General features: G+C 59.6%; 10 protein-coding genes and 1 pseudogene. 7 read left to right on the top strand and 4 right to left on the bottom strand.

Going from position 1 to position 15,586, the window contains the following annotated elements; all coding sequences use genetic code 11:
• The first annotated feature begins 277 nt into the window (after nt 1-277).
• From AC6H1L_RS18175 to AC6H1L_RS18165, 3 genes are read left to right on the top strand one after another with little or no spacing between them, the layout of a single operon-like run.
• Entirely contained in the window at nt 278-1,441 is a 1,164-nt protein-coding gene (locus AC6H1L_RS18175; RefSeq protein WP_497598878.1) for a thiolase family protein, read from the top strand.
• A 3-nt stretch (nt 1,442-1,444) separates the two neighbouring features.
• The gene (locus AC6H1L_RS18170) at nt 1,445-2,551 is read left to right on the top strand and encodes an acyl-CoA dehydrogenase family protein (protein WP_497598877.1); all 1,107 of its coding nucleotides are present in this window, start codon (nt 1,445-1,447) and stop codon (nt 2,549-2,551) included.
• Nucleotides 2,552-2,557: 6 nt separating this feature from the next.
• Nucleotides 2,558-3,739: an acyl-CoA dehydrogenase family protein gene (locus AC6H1L_RS18165; protein WP_497598876.1), complete on the top strand. Its 1,182-nt coding sequence runs from the start codon at nt 2,558-2,560 to the stop codon at nt 3,737-3,739.
• Between the two features lie 511 nt (nt 3,740-4,250).
• Here the strand turns inward: AC6H1L_RS18165 and AC6H1L_RS18160 are convergent.
• Together AC6H1L_RS18160 and AC6H1L_RS18155 are read right to left on the bottom strand one after the other, a co-directional pair.
• Nucleotides 4,251-4,466, bottom strand: coding sequence for a hypothetical protein (locus AC6H1L_RS18160; protein WP_297160450.1), 216 nt, complete (start codon nt 4,464-4,466; stop codon nt 4,251-4,253).
• Between the two features lie 664 nt (nt 4,467-5,130).
• Entirely contained in the window at nt 5,131-5,508 is a 378-nt protein-coding gene (locus tag AC6H1L_RS18155) for a hypothetical protein (protein WP_497598875.1), read from the bottom strand.
• Between the two features lie 261 nt (nt 5,509-5,769).
• On the opposite strand from AC6H1L_RS18155, the pseudogene AC6H1L_RS18150 reads away from it, so the two are divergent.
• Nucleotides 5,770-5,913: pseudogene (locus tag AC6H1L_RS18150) on the top strand (double zinc ribbon domain-containing protein); the annotation flags it as partial.
• Nucleotides 5,914-6,000: 87 nt separating this feature from the next.
• Nucleotides 6,001-6,495: a ComF family protein gene (locus AC6H1L_RS18145; RefSeq protein ID WP_497601584.1), complete on the top strand. Its 495-nt coding sequence runs from the start codon at nt 6,001-6,003 to the stop codon at nt 6,493-6,495.
• On the opposite strand, the gene AC6H1L_RS18140 is transcribed toward AC6H1L_RS18145, so the two are convergent.
• Complete coding sequence (locus AC6H1L_RS18140; RefSeq protein ID WP_497598874.1) at nt 6,482-7,486, bottom strand: hypothetical protein; 1,005 nt, start codon at nt 7,484-7,486, stop codon at nt 6,482-6,484. The two genes, AC6H1L_RS18145 and AC6H1L_RS18140, sit on opposite strands and share 14 nt — an antisense overlap.
• Nucleotides 7,487-8,149: 663 nt before the next feature.
• Here AC6H1L_RS18140 and AC6H1L_RS18135 point away from each other — a divergent pair.
• Nucleotides 8,150-10,762, top strand: a complete 2,613-nt coding sequence (locus tag AC6H1L_RS18135; RefSeq protein ID WP_497598873.1) for a glycoside hydrolase family 48 protein — start codon at nt 8,150-8,152, stop codon at nt 10,760-10,762.
• Nucleotides 10,763-10,885: 123 nt separating this feature from the next.
• The gene (locus AC6H1L_RS18130) at nt 10,886-12,157 is read left to right on the top strand and encodes a beta propeller repeat protein (protein ID WP_497598872.1); all 1,272 of its coding nucleotides are present in this window, start codon (nt 10,886-10,888) and stop codon (nt 12,155-12,157) included.
• Between the two features lie 537 nt (nt 12,158-12,694).
• Here AC6H1L_RS18130 and AC6H1L_RS18125 read toward each other — a convergent pair.
• Nucleotides 12,695-15,196, bottom strand: coding sequence for a glycoside hydrolase family 9 protein (locus AC6H1L_RS18125; protein ID WP_497598871.1), 2,502 nt, complete (start codon nt 15,194-15,196; stop codon nt 12,695-12,697).
• Nucleotides 15,197-15,586: the final 390 nt, after the last annotated feature.

Here is a 15,586-nt window from a genome sequence, read left to right as displayed (position 1 = left end):
GGCCAGTGCTCAGCCCCAGATAGGCGGCTTGGCTGATGCTAGCTGGCCTGATTAGAAGGCGCTCAGGGGAATAAGAGCGGCCCCACAGCCTTCTCTCCACCAAGACTGAGAAGGTTGTGGGGCCGGGCTGTTAGCTGGCTACTGGTAAAAATCCGCGCCGATCACGTACAATAACTCCAGTGAAGGCGTGATTGTCTGTCCCGACTGCCGCCGTCAGAGGTGCCTGCCCGCCGGGCAGCGAGCGAGAGACGAGGCAGCAAGCAAAGGAGCAAGGACTATGAAGCACCAGGAAGCTGTCATTGTCGCAGCGGTTCGTACCCCCATTGGCATCGGCAAGCCTGATAAAGGGAAGCTCACCGGCATTCGTCCCGACGAGTTAGCCGCTATGACCCTGGCCGAGGTAGTGCGCCGGGCCGGCATTGAGAAAAGCCTCGTTGAGGACGTCATTATGGGATGTGTGACCCAGATCGGTGAGCAGGGCCTCAATATTGGGCGCGTGGCGACCCTCATTGCAGACTTCCCCGTCGAAACCTGCGGCGTTAGTGTGAATCGCATGTGCGGCTCCAGCGAGCAAGCCATTCACTTTGCGGCGCAGGCCATTATCTCTGGCACAATCGACGTCGCCATCGCCGCCGGCGTTGAGAGCATGAGCCGCGTCCCAATGGGTTCAGACAAGGCCGGAGCTAGTTTCAGCGAGAAGCTCATTGCGCGCTACCCATTGGTGCCCCAGGGCATTTCTGCCGAGCTGGTCGCTGAAAAGTGGCACATCACCCGCGAAGAGGCCGACGCCTTCTCGTTGGAAAGCCATCGACGCGCAGCCGCTGCCACGGCAGAGGGGCGTTTCAAGCAAGAGATTATGCCGATTGAGGTGACTCTGCCCGATGGCAGTCGCGAAGTCATGACCAGTGATCAGGGCATTCGTCCCAATACCTCTTTAGAGCAGCTCGCCGCCCTCAAGACCGTCTTCAAGCCCGACGGGATCATCACCGCTGGCAATTCCAGCCAGATCAGCGATGGCGCCGCCGCCGTGCTTCTGATGTCTGATAGCAAGGCCCAGGAGCTGGGTCTCAAACCTCTGGCGCGCATCGTGGCTATGGCCACCGCTGGCGTTGACCCTGTTCTCATGCTGAGTGGCCCCATTCCCGCTACGCAGAAGGTCCTCAAGAAAGCTGGCCTTCGCCTGGCCGATATCGACCTCGTGGAAATTAATGAGGCCTTCGCTTCAGTACCGCTCGCCTGGGCCCGCGAGCTTGATCCTGATATGAGCCGCGTCAATGTCAATGGCGGAGCCATCGCCCTCGGCCATCCCCTGGGAGCCAGTGGCGCTCGTCTGATGACGACGCTCGTTCATGAGCTACAGCGCCGTGGTGGACGCTACGGTCTGCAGACGATGTGCATCGGTCACGGCATGGCAACAGCCACGATCATTGAAAGGATCTAGCCTATGCTCGACTTTGCTCCAACCGAAGAGCAGGAGGAGATTCGCAAGCTCGCCCAGAGTATCGCTCTTGATCACCTGCGGCCCCACGCTCGCAAGGCCGAGGCCGAGCACGACAGCTCGACTGAACTCCGGCTAACGCTGGCCCAAACCGGCTTGACTTCGCCTTTCCCAGAGGAGTACGGCGGCTCTGGGCCGCTAGAAGCTGTTACCTATACCCTGATCGCTGAGGAGCTGGCTTACGGCGATCCCGGCCTGGCGCTCAATATCATTGGCTCCTTGATGGGACCGCTCACAGTCTGGCTTGCTGGGAGCCACGAGCAACAAAAACAATATCTTCCCGCTTTCTGCGAGCCGACGAGCGGCTACTTGCAGCGCGGTAGCCTGGCTTTTGCCGAGCAGACCGGCGGCTATACGTTGGCAGATATTCGCTTGCAAGCACGCCGCACGGGTGAGGGATACCTCCTTGAGGGCAATAAGCGCGACGTTGTGCACGGTCAACACGCCGATCTGCGGGTGGTCCTGGCTCGTCTGGTCGAGTCTGAGGAGGAGGGCGCTGAGGGCAGGCTCTGCGCCTTCGTGCTGCCCAATCCCTTGGAGGGATTGAGCATTCAGGTCGAAGCAGAGAAACTCGGTTTGCAGGCCGCTCCTAGTGCTCGCTACCGCTTCAACCAGGCCCAATTGCCAGCCACGGCTTTGCTTGGCGAGGCGGGCAGCAGCGGCGTCGTGCGCGCTGCTACTCTGTACCAGATTCTGCGGGCTGCTATTGCCTGCGGTACCGCCCGCGCTGCCTTCGAATATTGCTCAGCCTATGCCCGTGAACGCATCGCCTTCGGACGTCCGATTGTCTCTTACCAGGGGATCGCCTTTATGATCGCTGAGATGGCGATGAAGCTTGACGCCGCACGCTTGTTGACCTGGCGTGCCGCTTGCTCCTGGGACCGCGGTGAGGCCGACGAGACGCTGCTTCGTGAGGCCGAGAGCGCTCAGCGTCAGGCTGTTAAAATGGCTCAGGCGGCCACAACGGATGCGATCCAAGTCATGGGTGGCGCTGGCTTCATGCAGGACCACCCCGCCGAAATGTGGATGCGTGATGCAGCCGCGATGGAGTGATGCCCCATGATCGATTTTACTCTGAGTAAAGCACAACAGGCGGCCCGCGAGTACGCTCATCAGGTGGCCCTGGAGGAAATGCGTCCGATCTCGCTCGAATGCGACCGCACCGAGGAGATCCCCGAGTCTTTCTTCTGGAATATGCAGCGCCGTTACTGGGGCGGCGCCGCAGCTCAGGCCCGGGCCTTCGGTCAGGATGAGGGGGTCAGACAGGAGAATTTGCTCACTGTGATTTCTCAGGAGGAAATGGCCTGGGGCGACGCCGCCCTCGCGACGGCCATTCCCGGGCCCGGCCTGGCCGCTCCTCCTATTCTGTCACAGGGCACTCCCGAGCAGCAGGCCCGCTTTCTGGGTATCTATATGGATGGCCAGCTCCATTGGGGCGCTCTGGCTCTTACCGAGCCAGGCATCGGCTCCGACGTGGCCGGTATGTCTACTACCGCCGTGCTCGATGGCGATGAGTGGGTGATTAACGGCCACAAACACTATATTACCAATGGAGCCCGCGCCGACTTGATCGTGACCTTCGCTACGATCGATAAGCGGCTGGGACGCGAGGGCATCCGTCCTTTCGTGGTCCCTAAAGGCACGCCTGGCCTGATCGTGGGACGTATCGAGAAGAAGATGGGCCTGCGTGCATCTCAGACGGCGGAACTCATTTTCGATAACTGCCGCATTCCTAAAGAAAACTTGCTTGCCGGACGCGGCGAGAAGAAAGAGGGCTTCAAAGCAGCGATGGGCACGCTCGACGCCACCAGGCCGATGGTGGGTGCAATGGCGGTGGGCATCGCCCGCGCCGCCTACGAGGCGGCCTGCGAATGGCTGCGCGAGGAGCTGCCTGCCGGCTATCCTCCTCATAAACGGCGCGCCTGGGAGGAAGAGCTGCAGGAGCTAGGTCAGGAGATTGAGATGGCTCGCTTTTTGGTCTGGCGAGCCGCCTGGATGGCTGATCGCCGTATCCCCAACTCTAAAGAGGCCTCGATGAGCAAGGCCTACGCCGGCGCGCTGGTGATGAAAGCAACCGCGACGGCGGTGCGTATCACGGCCCCGGGCGAAGAGAGTGAGCGGAAACTGCTGATTCAGAAGTGGTTCCGCGACGCGAAGGTCTTCGATATCTTCGAGGGCACCGCTCAGATCCAGCGCCTGGTTATCGCGCGGCGCCTCTTCCCCAATATCGACATTCCTTGAAGGCAGGAATCAATCAGCAGCAGGGCGGGTGACGGCCAGCGGGGGAAGACGGCCGAGATAGTTGACTGATTGCAGCGCTTCATTGCCCGCCTGGAGGAGTAAGTCCGAGGCGCTTTGGCTGTTGCGCTGTTGATGGCTCCAGGCAGGCAGCTCCCCCCTCATGCCAATAGCGGCGCGGGCTTCCCGTCGCCTGCTCCCCCCTGCTGCGCCTGGTCACAGCTCTGCTGTAGCAGACAAAAAAACGGCACCGCCGGGAGCCTGCGATCCTGCGCGGTTTGGCCCTCTAGCTCTGGCCGGATCAGTGTGGAAAGGCAGGCAAGGAAAGGCCTGCCCAGCCAGAGCGGCTGCTAGCTCCTTTTGTCGGTTTGCTGCTCTGCCGCTTCGCTGCTCGCCTCTCTCTTGTGTTCCCTGTCTTTTCCGCGCTCGGCTAACATCCGGCCAGACCAGCCAGCAATTAGCCCAGCAGGACAGCTCAGGCCGATGGACGCCGGCAAGTGCCGCCTCTCTGACCTCAGCGCGTGGCTTCTTCCTCGTCGAACTGCTCTTCTTCTTCGTCCGACGGGTCAAGCATTTCCTCTTCCAGCTGCTCGTCAAGCCACTCGTCCAGGTCACGATAATCGCGTTTGACAAGGCGACGCCGCCCCTCGAATTCGCGTTCGCGCTCACGCTTGTATTTGAAGCGTGAGCGCTTCATGTCGGCGCGCTTGTCACGCAGCTTTCCTCGCACGCTCTCACCTCCTCTCTACGCGGGATTGGCACGCATTGAACCAGACACCACTGGAGAGAGGTCCTACTGAGGCATCCCTGCAACACAAAAGCCTCTCCGTCAGCGCAGGCTCCTTCATCTTATGCACAGAATGCATCTCAGATCAGAACAAAGAGCCATCCTGGTAAGGATAGGAGTAGAGGAATCGTGCAGCTTGGTGTATACCAGGCCCATACCGTCCTCACATCATCAGCGCAACAAACCCTTTCCTTCCTGGAGGAGAACTGATGACACGGCGGGAGGGAACATAGGGGAAACGAGCAGCCGGCACAGAGCGCTCCGGCCTGCCAGGCTCTGCCATTGATGGGAGGGAACCGTAATCATTGTTGCACCCTCACGAGGCTCGCCTTCCTTGCAGTAGACCTCCTCGTAGGCGTCACTTCTGTACATGGTTCCTGCAATGGACCAAGAAATGAAGTATGAAAGTCTGAGAATGAGTGTACCTACAGCGCTTCTAAAAGTCAAGAGCCTCTTCGCCGTTCCTTCCGCTCGAAGGCAGGCAGGTCCATTCCTCTTTGCAGCCATCAAGAAGGGAAAGTTAGCGCCGGCTGGGCGGGAGCGTGCTCAGCCCTGGCTCACCTGGCTGTCTCAGGATAGGAGCGGCCTCCCGCCCCGGCGCTTCGGCTCAGGTTCGATAGTTCCAGCTATCGGTTAGGAAGATCTTCAGCAGCCCTCGGGCGACCAAGGCCGCGATCACGACCTCAACGACAATCATTGTGATCCACAACCAGGCCAGAGGTACCCCCTGGTGAACTGCTGCTGACTCTCCATTGAAGGAGGTGGTTAACAGCAAGGTGATTAAGAGCACCAGAGGCACGAGGAAGAGGGCCACCGAAGCCAGAATGATAAAGGCCGGAATGGCGAGCCGCCACCAGCCGGAATCTCGCAGGCTCTCGGTCTTTGCCGTGCCAAAGGCGTGGCGCTCTTCTGTTGGCTGCCCTGCCATCCCCGTTGGCTGGCTGCCAGCCCCCGCAGTAGCAGCCTGCTGTTTCTGTGCGCTCATTGAGCAAACCCCTCTTTCCATAAGGCATGATGGCTGCTTTCAGTATATCATATCGCCGCCTTAGCCGCGTCCTGTTATACTGCCCGTCTCTTGCAATTCTCGGCGCAAGAGGCTATCCTGCCTTCGACGTGGGCCACCAGCCCTGTCCACGGCAAGTCAGCAACGGGCAGACTTGAAGGATGCGCCTCGCCTCGCTGCGCAGCGAGGCGAGTTCCCCGACCTGATTAGACCAGGCACAGGCTTCACTGTGGAGGAAAGGAGATGGCGCTCACCTTGAAGGGAAGGCTTCGGTTCGCTCACTGGAGAGAGCACTTGCTTGATCTGCTCTTTCCGCCGCGCTGTGCGGGGTGCGCTCGCAGTGGGAGCCTTCTCTGTCCTGCTTGTCAGCAAGCTATCGAGCGGCTTCAGACGCCGCGCTGTTCGCGCTGTGCTCTTCCCTGTCATGACTCCTGCTGCCGGCGCTGTTGTTCAGCCGCCCCGAGCTTTTTCACTTTGCAGGCTGCCGCGCTGTATGAGGAGCCGCTGCGCACCTGCATCCATCGGCTGAAATATCAGGGCCTCACACGTCTGGCGGAGCCGCTGGGGAGAATGTTGGCGCTGACCTACCAGCGCTATCGCTTACAAGCCGATCTTGTCATCGCTGTACCGCTTCATGCCGAGCGTGAGCGCCAGCGTGGCTATAACCACGCCCGTCTTCTGGCAGATGCCTGTGCGCACGAGCTAGGGCTGCCCTGCGCTCATCCGCTCTTGGAGCGCGTGCGCGCCACCGCCGCTCAGGCTGGCCTCTCCGCTATCGAGCGTCTGCAAAATGTGGCTGGCGCCTTTCGCTGCAGCTCCCAGCGGGCTGATTGCCCTTTGTATGGCAGGCGTGTGCTGCTGATCGACGATGTCTGTACGACAGGTGCGACACTGCAAGCCTGTGCCATAGCCCTCCGTCAGGCAGGCGCGGGTCCGATTCAGGCGCTGGTGATCGCTATCCCTGGCTAGCCTGGCCAGGAATGGCGATCACGATGGCTCCCGGGTTCTCTACGCCCGTCGGTCCGACGGAGAAGATCGCATAGGTAATGCCTTTCATTGAATGGAGATTCTGATGGGCTAGCGAGGAGCTGTCAGTGTAGGAGGTTCCTTTGACGGTAGCCAGCAAGTGGAACTGCTGATCAAGGTCGGAGATTTGCCGGTAGACTTCATAGGCTACTGCATGCTGGCCACTCTGCCAGGTCAGGATGATAGCCCCGTTGGCGTCAAAGTGATAGCTCCCGTTTCTGGGGGCCGCCGGTATCTCTCCCGGTGCAATCCATCTGATGCGCGTACTGAAGGTTACAACGACATCGCTGGCGTTGGCATTGATGAGAGCTGAAGGATTGTAGTACTGCTCGTAGTGGACAGTCAATTGCTCTTTGAGCAAGGTTCCTTCAAAGGTAATGGAGACAGTTCCAGCTTGCGAATCGATGTTCTGACTGTAGGTGATTTGCACTCCCCCATTGGCTGCTACTCCGAGATGAGCGCTGACGGGCGGGACTCCAGGACTATAGACCTTCATGGTGCTGTTGCTGTCAATCACAAAGAGGAGATGGCGCAGCTCTTCTGTGATTTCATTGCGGATGGTCTGCTCATCAAGGGGAGTGACATCGCTATCGCTGATGACTACGCCTCTGGCCAGTGTGAATTGCAAGGGAAGGACCAGTACGAAGTTGCCAGGTACGTGTAAATCAGCACTATCCCAGGCCGGCGCTGGCGGCGCTGTGCTGTCAACACTGGCTGTCGTTGTGGCGCTGGCTGCTCCGGTCGCTGCGCTCGTGCTCGTTGCTGACGAGCGAGTCATTTCCTCTTGCTGAGCGGAATTGCCACAGGCTACGCTTATAAGCAGGAGGCTAAGTACGGTGGCTACTGTTATCAGCCTGGAGACGAGCCAACCAAAGATCTGCCCCCAGGAGCGCGGTTCTGAGGTCTTTCCTTGCTCGTCTGGTCTATTGCTCATTCGTGACATGTTCTCTGCCCGTCCAGCGCAGCGCGAGGGTTGCAGCCATTCGTTCCTAAACAGCCCTGGCCTGGAACAGAGAGTACTATACCTGATAGCCAATACCTCTACCAGAGCAGTTACTAGACATCCACTAAACAGATCTGAACAGCGCCTGCCTCTTCTGCTTTCCTTCGAGTGCCAGTGGTCAAGGTCTGCTGTTCTTCACTGCCGCTCATCCCGCCCGCTGGCCCTGGCTGTCAGTTTGTCCGCTACCCCCTACGCTTACTATCTGCTCATAGGCTGCCTAGTAGCTGCCGTTGCCCCCGCTACGCTGGCTCTCCTACAATAGGGGTACCGCAGGTTCCCTGCAGTCACGGGTCTTTTTTATACAGCGTTTCCGTAACCGGTCACGTAAGCGGTTGCGGAAAGGCATGCAGGACCAGGTAAACGGAGCGAAGGAGACGAAAGAGAGGAAGAGAGGCCTGAGAGCCTCGCGAGTGAAAGGAAGGAGGTGAGAGTGAGCAGGTATGCTGCTCGGAGCTTTTCCGAAGGGAATAGTCTGCCCTCGTCCCGGGGAACGAGCAGAAGGCAGCGATGTATACCGTCTCTTGCGAGCAAGAGGGCAGCAAACAGACCTGCCAGTGAAGATTTCCGGTGCAGTTTGATAGCAAGGAGGTTAGTGTGAATCGAAAAAGGATTTTGCGCACCGCGTCGCTGGCGCTGGTGATGCTCGCCTTGCTAGTTGGCGGAGTCCTTGGCCTCCAGCAACTGACCATCACGCGGGCGGCCAATAACCAGAGCACCAGCGCAGCTCAAGCCACATCGGTCTACACGCAACGCTTTCTGACGCTCTATAACGAGATCAAGAATCCGGCGAATGGCTACTTCAGCTCGCTGGGCATTCCCTACCATTCTGTGGAGACGCTGATCGTCGAGGCCCCCGACTATGGGCACGAGACGACCTCTGAGACCTTCAGCTTCTGGATCTGGCTGGAGGCGACCTATGGCGAGGTGACGGGCAACTGGCAGCCCTTCATTAACGCCTGGCAAACGATGGACAAGTATATGATTCCTGCGCATGCTGATCAGCCGACCAACAGTGGCTACAACCCCAGCAGCCCCGCTCAGTATGCGCCGGAGTCACCCAATATCACCGATTATCCGGTACAGCTCGATTCGAGCGTACCCGTTGGGCAAGATCCTCTCTTCAATGAGCTGCAGCAGACCTACGGCACACCTGATATCTACGGTATGCCCTGGCTGCTCGATACCGATAACTGGTACGGCTATGGCCACTGCGGCGATGGCACGACCAAGCCCTCTTACATCAACTCCTACCAGCGCGGCTCGTCAGAGTCGGTCTGGAAGACGGTCGTCCATCCTGAGTGCGAGACCTTCACGTGGGGCAGCAACGATGGCACCGGCTTCCTGAGCCTCTTCACCAAGCCGGCTTCCGGTGGCAGCTATCAGCAGCAGTGGCGTTATACCGACGCCCCCGATGCCGATGCGCGCACCATCCAGGCCGCCTACTGGGCCTACACCTGGGCCAGCGCCCAAGGCCAGGCCAGCACGATCTCTGCGCAGATCGCCGAGGCTGCCAAGATGGGCGACTATCTGCGCTACAGCCTGTTCGATAAGTACTTCAAGACGCTGGGCTGTCAGAGTCCAAGCTGCCCGGCAGGTACCGGTAAGAACAGCGCGACCTACTTGCTTGGCTGGTACTATGCCTGGGGCGGCGCTCTGCCTTCCGCCGGTAACTGGGCCTGGCGCATCGGTTCCAGCGCTGCCCACCAGGGTTATCAGAACCCGCTGGCAGCCTGGGCTTTGAGCAACGTCCCCGCACTTGAGCCGAAGTCGCCGACCGCGCCAAGCGACTGGGCGACCAGCCTACAGCGTCAGCTGCAATTCTATCAGTGGCTCCAGTCTGCCGAGGGCGCTATCGCTGGTGGGGCAACCAATAGCTGGGATGGTCACTATGGCACGCCTCCCGCCGGGGACCCGACCTTCTACGGCATGGCCTACGACTGGGAGCCTGTCTATCATGATCCTCCTAGCAATAACTGGTTCGGCTTCCAGGCCTGGTCGATGGAGCGCCTGGCCGAGTACTACTATGTGACCGGCAACGCGACCGCTAAGTCGATCCTCGATAAGTGGGTCGCCTGGGCGAAGTCGGTGACAACGGTCAATTCCAACGGCACCTACTCGATCCCCTCGACCTTGAATTGGAGCGGCCAGCCATCGCAGAACTGGACGGCCAACTCAACGCCTGTGCCCAATACGAATCTTCACGTGACAGTGGTCGATACGACCACGGACGTGGGGGTGACGGCAGCGCTGGCCAAGACGTTGCTTTTCTACGCTGCGAAGTCGGGCGATACCTCTTCGCGCACGCTGGCTCAGACGCTGCTGGACGACATGTGGAACAATTATTCGGATAGCATCGGTGTCTCCAATCCCGAGACCCGCACCGACTATAACCAGTTCAATGACTCGGTGTATATCCCCTCAGGCTGGACCGGCAAGAATGCCCAGGGCGCGACGCTGAATTCGTCGACGACCTTCCTGACGGAGCGTCCGAAGTATACACAAGATCCGAACTGGCCCAAGGTGCAGGCTTATCTGAATGGCGGTCCTGCTCCCACATTCAACTACCATCGCTTCTGGGCTCAGGCCGATATCGCGATGGCGATGGCTGATGTGGATATCCTCTTCCCGCCCTCGTCTTCCGGTACGCCAACGCCCACAGCGACGGCGACAGCGACCAGCACAAGCACACCAACGGCGACACCCACGCCACGGCCTACGGTGACGCCGACGGCGACAGCGACTAGCACGCCGACCCCGACACCTACCCCGCGGCCTACGGTGACGCCGACGGCGACGGCGACCAGCACGCCGACCCCGACACCTACGCCACGGCCTACGGTGACACCTACACCGACGCCCAGTCCGACCCCAAGCGCGGGCCTGAGCTGTCGTGTGCAGTATGTGATTACGAGTCAGTGGCCGGGCGGCTTCGGAGCCATCATCTACATTACGAATACGGGGACGACGACGATCAACGGCTGGACGCTGCAGTTTACCTTCCCGAACGGGCAGACGGTCACGCAGGGCTGGAACGGGAGCTTTAGCCAGCAAGGGAGCACGGTGACGGTGACGAACCTGTCGTACAATGGGACGATACCGCCGGGGACGACGTTGAGCAATGCGCCGGGCTTCAACGGGACCTGGAACGGGACGAACTCGCCGCCGACTTCCTTTACGCTGAACGGCGTGGCCTGTAGCACTAGCTGAGCTATAGTCTCCAGTTGCATGGGTCTGCTTGATGTCGAGAAGAGTGAAGGCGGCGGAGCGCTCCGCCGCCTTCATCCATTTTATAAGGTCAACAATTCATTCGTGTGACAGGGGTTCTAGCGTATGATGGAAGACCAACAGCGTACACCGTACACATTTCATACTGCTTCTCCTTATACACCGCCCCCTCCTCCCGAAAATAGACCGCCTGCAGAGCCAAAAGAGGAGCGGCCACGCGGTTTCTCAGGCCGTGTCAAGCTTCTCACCGTTCTGCTCGTAGCTCTCTGCGTCATTGCCGGCGGAACCTTCCTCCTGCTACAAAGCTGGCACAGCTCTGGCCCCACAGCAGGCGTGCAGAACGGAGCCCAGGCTCCCGCCAAACCGTGGTGTGCCCCACCTCAAGGCCTGTCTACCAACTTCGTTGGCTTTGGCATTGCAGGCCGTTCCTCTCATGATGTCTGGAGCATCGGCGCCGGTATCATGCACTGGGACGGGAAAAAATGGAGCGTGTCATTTCGGCCACTCTCAGCTCAGCTTGTACTGCGTAACATGGTCGAGATCGCCCCAGATAATATTTGGGCAGTAGGAGAGCAGCTCACAAATGGCCTCGCCTCCCATCCCTTCACAGCCCACTACGATGGCAAGAACTGGAGCGTTGTGACCGCCCCCGATGGCGCTCCTGGTGGCAAAAACACCCTGGTCGCAGTCTCGGGAACCGCCAGTGATAATGTCTGGGCGGTAGGCTTCCAGGTTCCTGCCCGTGGGCCATTGGCTTCGCTGATCGAGCACTGGGACGGCCAGCGATGGAGCGTGGTCAAGCATCCTGAGCCGGTGAGTGGCCTTCAGTTTACCAGCGTCAAGGCCTTCGCCAGCAATGACGTATGGGCAGTAGGCTACGGTAGCGTGCTGCGCAACGGCAAAAGCGTAAATCAGCCCGTCATCGAGCACTGGAACGGCCAAGCGTGGAGCGTGGTCGCCAGTCCCGATTTAACGCCCTCTGGCGGTGGTGCCCTCTACGCCCTCGACGGCCCCAATAGTAACGATCTGTGGGCCGTAGGTAGCGCGAGCAATCGGCTGTTAAGCGAGCACTGGGACGGCCAGAGCTGGAAGATCATTGATACGCCAGCGGTGCCCCCCGACAGCAGCAACTGGCTGGCGAGCGTAGCGGTCAGCAGCTCGGGTGGCGTCTGGGTCGTCGGTCGTATCCGCGATGGCAGCAACGCTTTTCAGCCTTTCATCGGCCACTGGGATGGCCATCAGTGGCAGGTTCTTCAGGATACAGCAGATAACGCCGGTGAGCTTGACCAGATCACTCAGATCGATGGTCAGTACTGGATCGTCGGCATTCCACGCAGCAACGGCGGTCATGCCTTCATCCATGTGCTCTGCCCCTAATCAGCCGAAGCAAAGGGGGTCGCTGCTCCCATAGACCAGCCCGGTGCCACCATTGGCCTCTCAAGGGCCACCAGTCACAGCGGCCCCCTTCGGGGAGAGCATGCCTGGCCTGCCTTCCTCTCCCAGCCATGCCAGATCTCCCCAAAGAAGAGCCCCCGGCAATCGGACAGAGAAGGGACAGCGCTTGACCGCCCACCTCCAGCGAGCAAAAGGACCAAGGCCGCGGGAAAGGCGGAAGGTGGGAGCACCAGCAAGGGGAGAGCCAGTCAGCCGCCACAGTCTCGCGCGGGCACTCCGACACAACAAGCAGGAAGGGGGAGGGTAGCTCTCTGGAGCTACCTCCCCCTTCCTTGCAGCTAGAGGCGACGGGATAGAAGAGAGGAGGTCTTATCTGCCCTTGTGATCACCGCTGGTGAGCAAGAGCGCGCGCTCAGTGCCCTCCCCACCAATCGATCGCCCCATTCTCACCAGCGGTCCTCTCTTCCACCGCCCAGCAAACACGTCCCACACTAGCTCACAGCGATCTGCGCTGCTACGCTAAGAGGTAGAGCAGGTCATACCATTCAGCGTAAAGGAAGTCGGCGGCGAGTTCGTCCCGTTCCAGGTCCCGTTGAAGCCCGGCGCATTGCTCAACGTCGTCCCCGGCGGTATCGTCCCATTGTACGACAGGTTCGTCACCGTCACCGTGCTCCCTTGCTGGCTAAAGCTCCCGTTCCAGCCCTGCGTGACCGTCTGCCCGTTCGGGAAGGTAAACTGCAGCGTCCAGCCGTTGATCGTCGTCGTCCCCGTATTCGTAATGTTGATTACTGCCCCGAAGCCGCCTGGCCACTGACTCGTGATCACATACTGCACACGACAGCTCGCCCCGGACACCGGCGTAGGAGTGGGTGTCGGGCTAGGAGCAGGGCTCGGCGTAGGCGTCGGGCTGGGGCTGGGCGCCGCCGTTGGGGTCAGCGTAGGCCGCGGCGTGGGCGACGGCGTCGGCGTGCTGGTCGCCGTCGCTGTCGGTGTGGCGGTGGGTGTCACTGTCGCTGTCGGTGTTGGCGTGGGCGTTGGTCCGGTGCCATTGGGCTGCGTTCCCCAAACCTGAGTATTCCCATCAAAGACCACGATATTGGTCACCTTGACCGGTGTCGCTCCGGCAGGCGTCGCCACACCCTGATATGACCAGTCATTGGTTGGGTCCCAGGCTCCAGAGCTGGTAATGCGGAACTGCACCTGCTTCTGATAGTTGCTTTGTCCGCCCGGGTAGATCGGCACACCGGCACAGCTCACCGTCACATAGTAAATGTTGCCTGAGTACTGCGTCGGCCCTGAAATCTGGTTGCCGCACTCGGTGTAATTCATGCTCAGCGTGAGCATGCTCGGCGTCACGCCCGGCTCCAGCGTAAAGTAGTAGCGCAGCGACAAGTTATTAGTCACGCGCGCCGGCCAGCCACTCTTATTGATAAAGATGGCCTTAATCTCAGTAAAGTTGCTCCCCGAAGCGTTGACCGCCGCCGTCACGTAGATCTCGTCATCATCCTTGGGCTTATCGGGCAACGAAGCGACCGGGCTGCCGCCATACTCCTGATAGAGGCGAGCCAGGGCGCCCACCAGGGCGGCATTGTAGTCATCAGCAGGCTCGTTCGTCTGATAATCCTGACGATTATCAGTAAACTGGTCATTGGGCGAGCTGGGACCGCCGACCATCGCCCCGTAGAGAATATGACGCTCGTACGTCGGATTATTAATGTCGTTCGTCCACGAATCGTGCGCTTCACGATGATGCGGCGTCTGAGGGTAGCAGGAACCGAAGCCTACAATGTAGCTGCAGTTGCGCGGATTAGCCCCCAGAATATAGTTAATCTGCTGGACAGCGAAATCGTGATAGCGCGAATACAGCGGGTTGCTCGGGCCAAGATAGTCGGCATACACCAGGGCCAGGAAAGCGGTGTTAGCTGCATAGCGCAGCGAGCCCCAGCTATCAAGGAAAGCCTCGCCGCCCGGCGAATAAGTCACACGCGAACCATTAACCCCAACCGTCCACCAATCCAGAAAGCGCTGAGCGTCATCCTTGTACTGCTGCTGGCCTGTGATCTCGGCCATCAGGATATAGCAGCCATAGGACACATCATCCCAACTAATGGTCCACTGGTAGGAGTGGACATTGGTCTGCGACTGATAGCTGAGATTGTTGTAATAATTCTCAGCTTTGGTCAGATAGCTGCTATCGTTCGTGGCCAGATAGAGCCAGATCGCTCCCCAGACCAGCTCATCGTTGTAGCCACTATACGAGGTATAGTAGCCGCTAGCCGCTGTGATGCAGGCATCATACTTGCCACGGTATGTATCGGCAAAAGTATAGAGCTGCTTGGCATGGGTAAGCAGCGTACTGGCATAGGTGGGATCTGTCGGCTGGAAAACGATCGAGGCGGCAGCCATCGCAGCAGCGGTCTCGCCGGCCAGATCGGAACCAGGACAGCTCGGATCAATCTTGTAGGCAGGGCGGGCCATCTGCATGACTTCCGCCGGCCCCCAGAAGGCATGATCGGCGCTCGGGTCACCTACCTGTCCATAGAGGACATTTGGTGAGGGATGGGCTTTGATAAAGTAGTCAGTTGCCCAGCGAATATTGTTGAGAATGTAGGGGAGCTGCCCATCCTGGACGAAGGCATTGCGGTACTGAATCACCCCCCATGAGAGCATCGTCACAGTGTAGGCCATCGGCAAGCCGAACTTCACATGGTCGCCGGCATCATACCAGCCTCCCGTGAGGTCCAACCCGACGTCGGAGCCATCTTTTGTGGCCGAATCACCGATCCACGGCACGCGGTTCCACGATGGCTTGGGACCAGACGATTGCTCTTCATAAAAGTAAATGGCCTTCTGCAACGCCTCACCGTAGTTGAAAGCCGGTGCCGCCCGCACCGAGGTGGGACGATGGAACGGGCCGACCAGACAGGTTGTTAGCAGAAGCAAGGCCCCTAGCATTAGTAGCGCCACCGCCGAGAGCGTGACCCTGCTCCTGACACGTACCCCTATGTGGAAAGTGCTCATAGGTCTCTCTTTCCTTTCACGGTCTTCCTGCTGTCGCAAAGCTTTCTCCTCGGGCAAACGACTGCAGGTGGGGTATGGCCCACACACGGAAGCAAAAGACAAGCAGATGCTGAATAAATGGAAGCTTCTCACATCAGCCGCAGAGTGACCCAGAGCAGAGACATCTCTTCCCCTCTCTCTCCTAGCAACGCCTGGCCACCCCGCCAGCCAGCGGTGAGCGAGCTGAGCGGAGAAGGGCACGCGAACGGAGAGGGGATGCGAAAGCCATCACTCTGCGACGCTGGATCACCTCCTTTGAGTGAGCGAGAAGGCCTGATCCTCTGCCCTTGAGGAAGCCCGCTCAGTGCTGGTGGAAAGATACTCTATCCTAGCTGCCCTATGCCCACAAGA

Source organism: Thermogemmatispora argillosa (assembly GCF_059696725.1).
Note: the sequence above shows the minus strand (reverse complement) of the source record. Positions and strands in the feature narration are given on the sequence as shown.

What these genes read in the sequence shown, in the direction of transcription:
- AC6H1L_RS18175 (WP_497598878.1), top strand. Translation starts at nt 278, where the DNA reads ATGAAGCACCAGGAAGCTGTCATTGTCGCAGCGGTTCGTACCCCCATT.
- AC6H1L_RS18170 (WP_497598877.1), top strand. Translation starts at nt 1,445, where the DNA reads ATGCTCGACTTTGCTCCAACCGAAGAGCAGGAGGAGATTCGCAAGCTC.
- AC6H1L_RS18165 (WP_497598876.1), top strand. Translation starts at nt 2,558, where the DNA reads ATGATCGATTTTACTCTGAGTAAAGCACAACAGGCGGCCCGCGAGTAC.
- AC6H1L_RS18155 (WP_497598875.1), bottom strand. Translation starts at nt 5,508, where the DNA reads ATGAGCGCACAGAAACAGCAGGCTGCTACTGCGGGGGCTGGCAGCCAG.
- AC6H1L_RS18140 (WP_497598874.1), bottom strand. Translation starts at nt 7,486, where the DNA reads ATGAGCAATAGACCAGACGAGCAAGGAAAGACCTCAGAACCGCGCTCC.
- AC6H1L_RS18130 (WP_497598872.1), top strand. Translation starts at nt 10,886, where the DNA reads ATGATGGAAGACCAACAGCGTACACCGTACACATTTCATACTGCTTCT.
- AC6H1L_RS18125 (WP_497598871.1), bottom strand. Translation starts at nt 15,196, where the DNA reads ATGAGCACTTTCCACATAGGGGTACGTGTCAGGAGCAGGGTCACGCTC.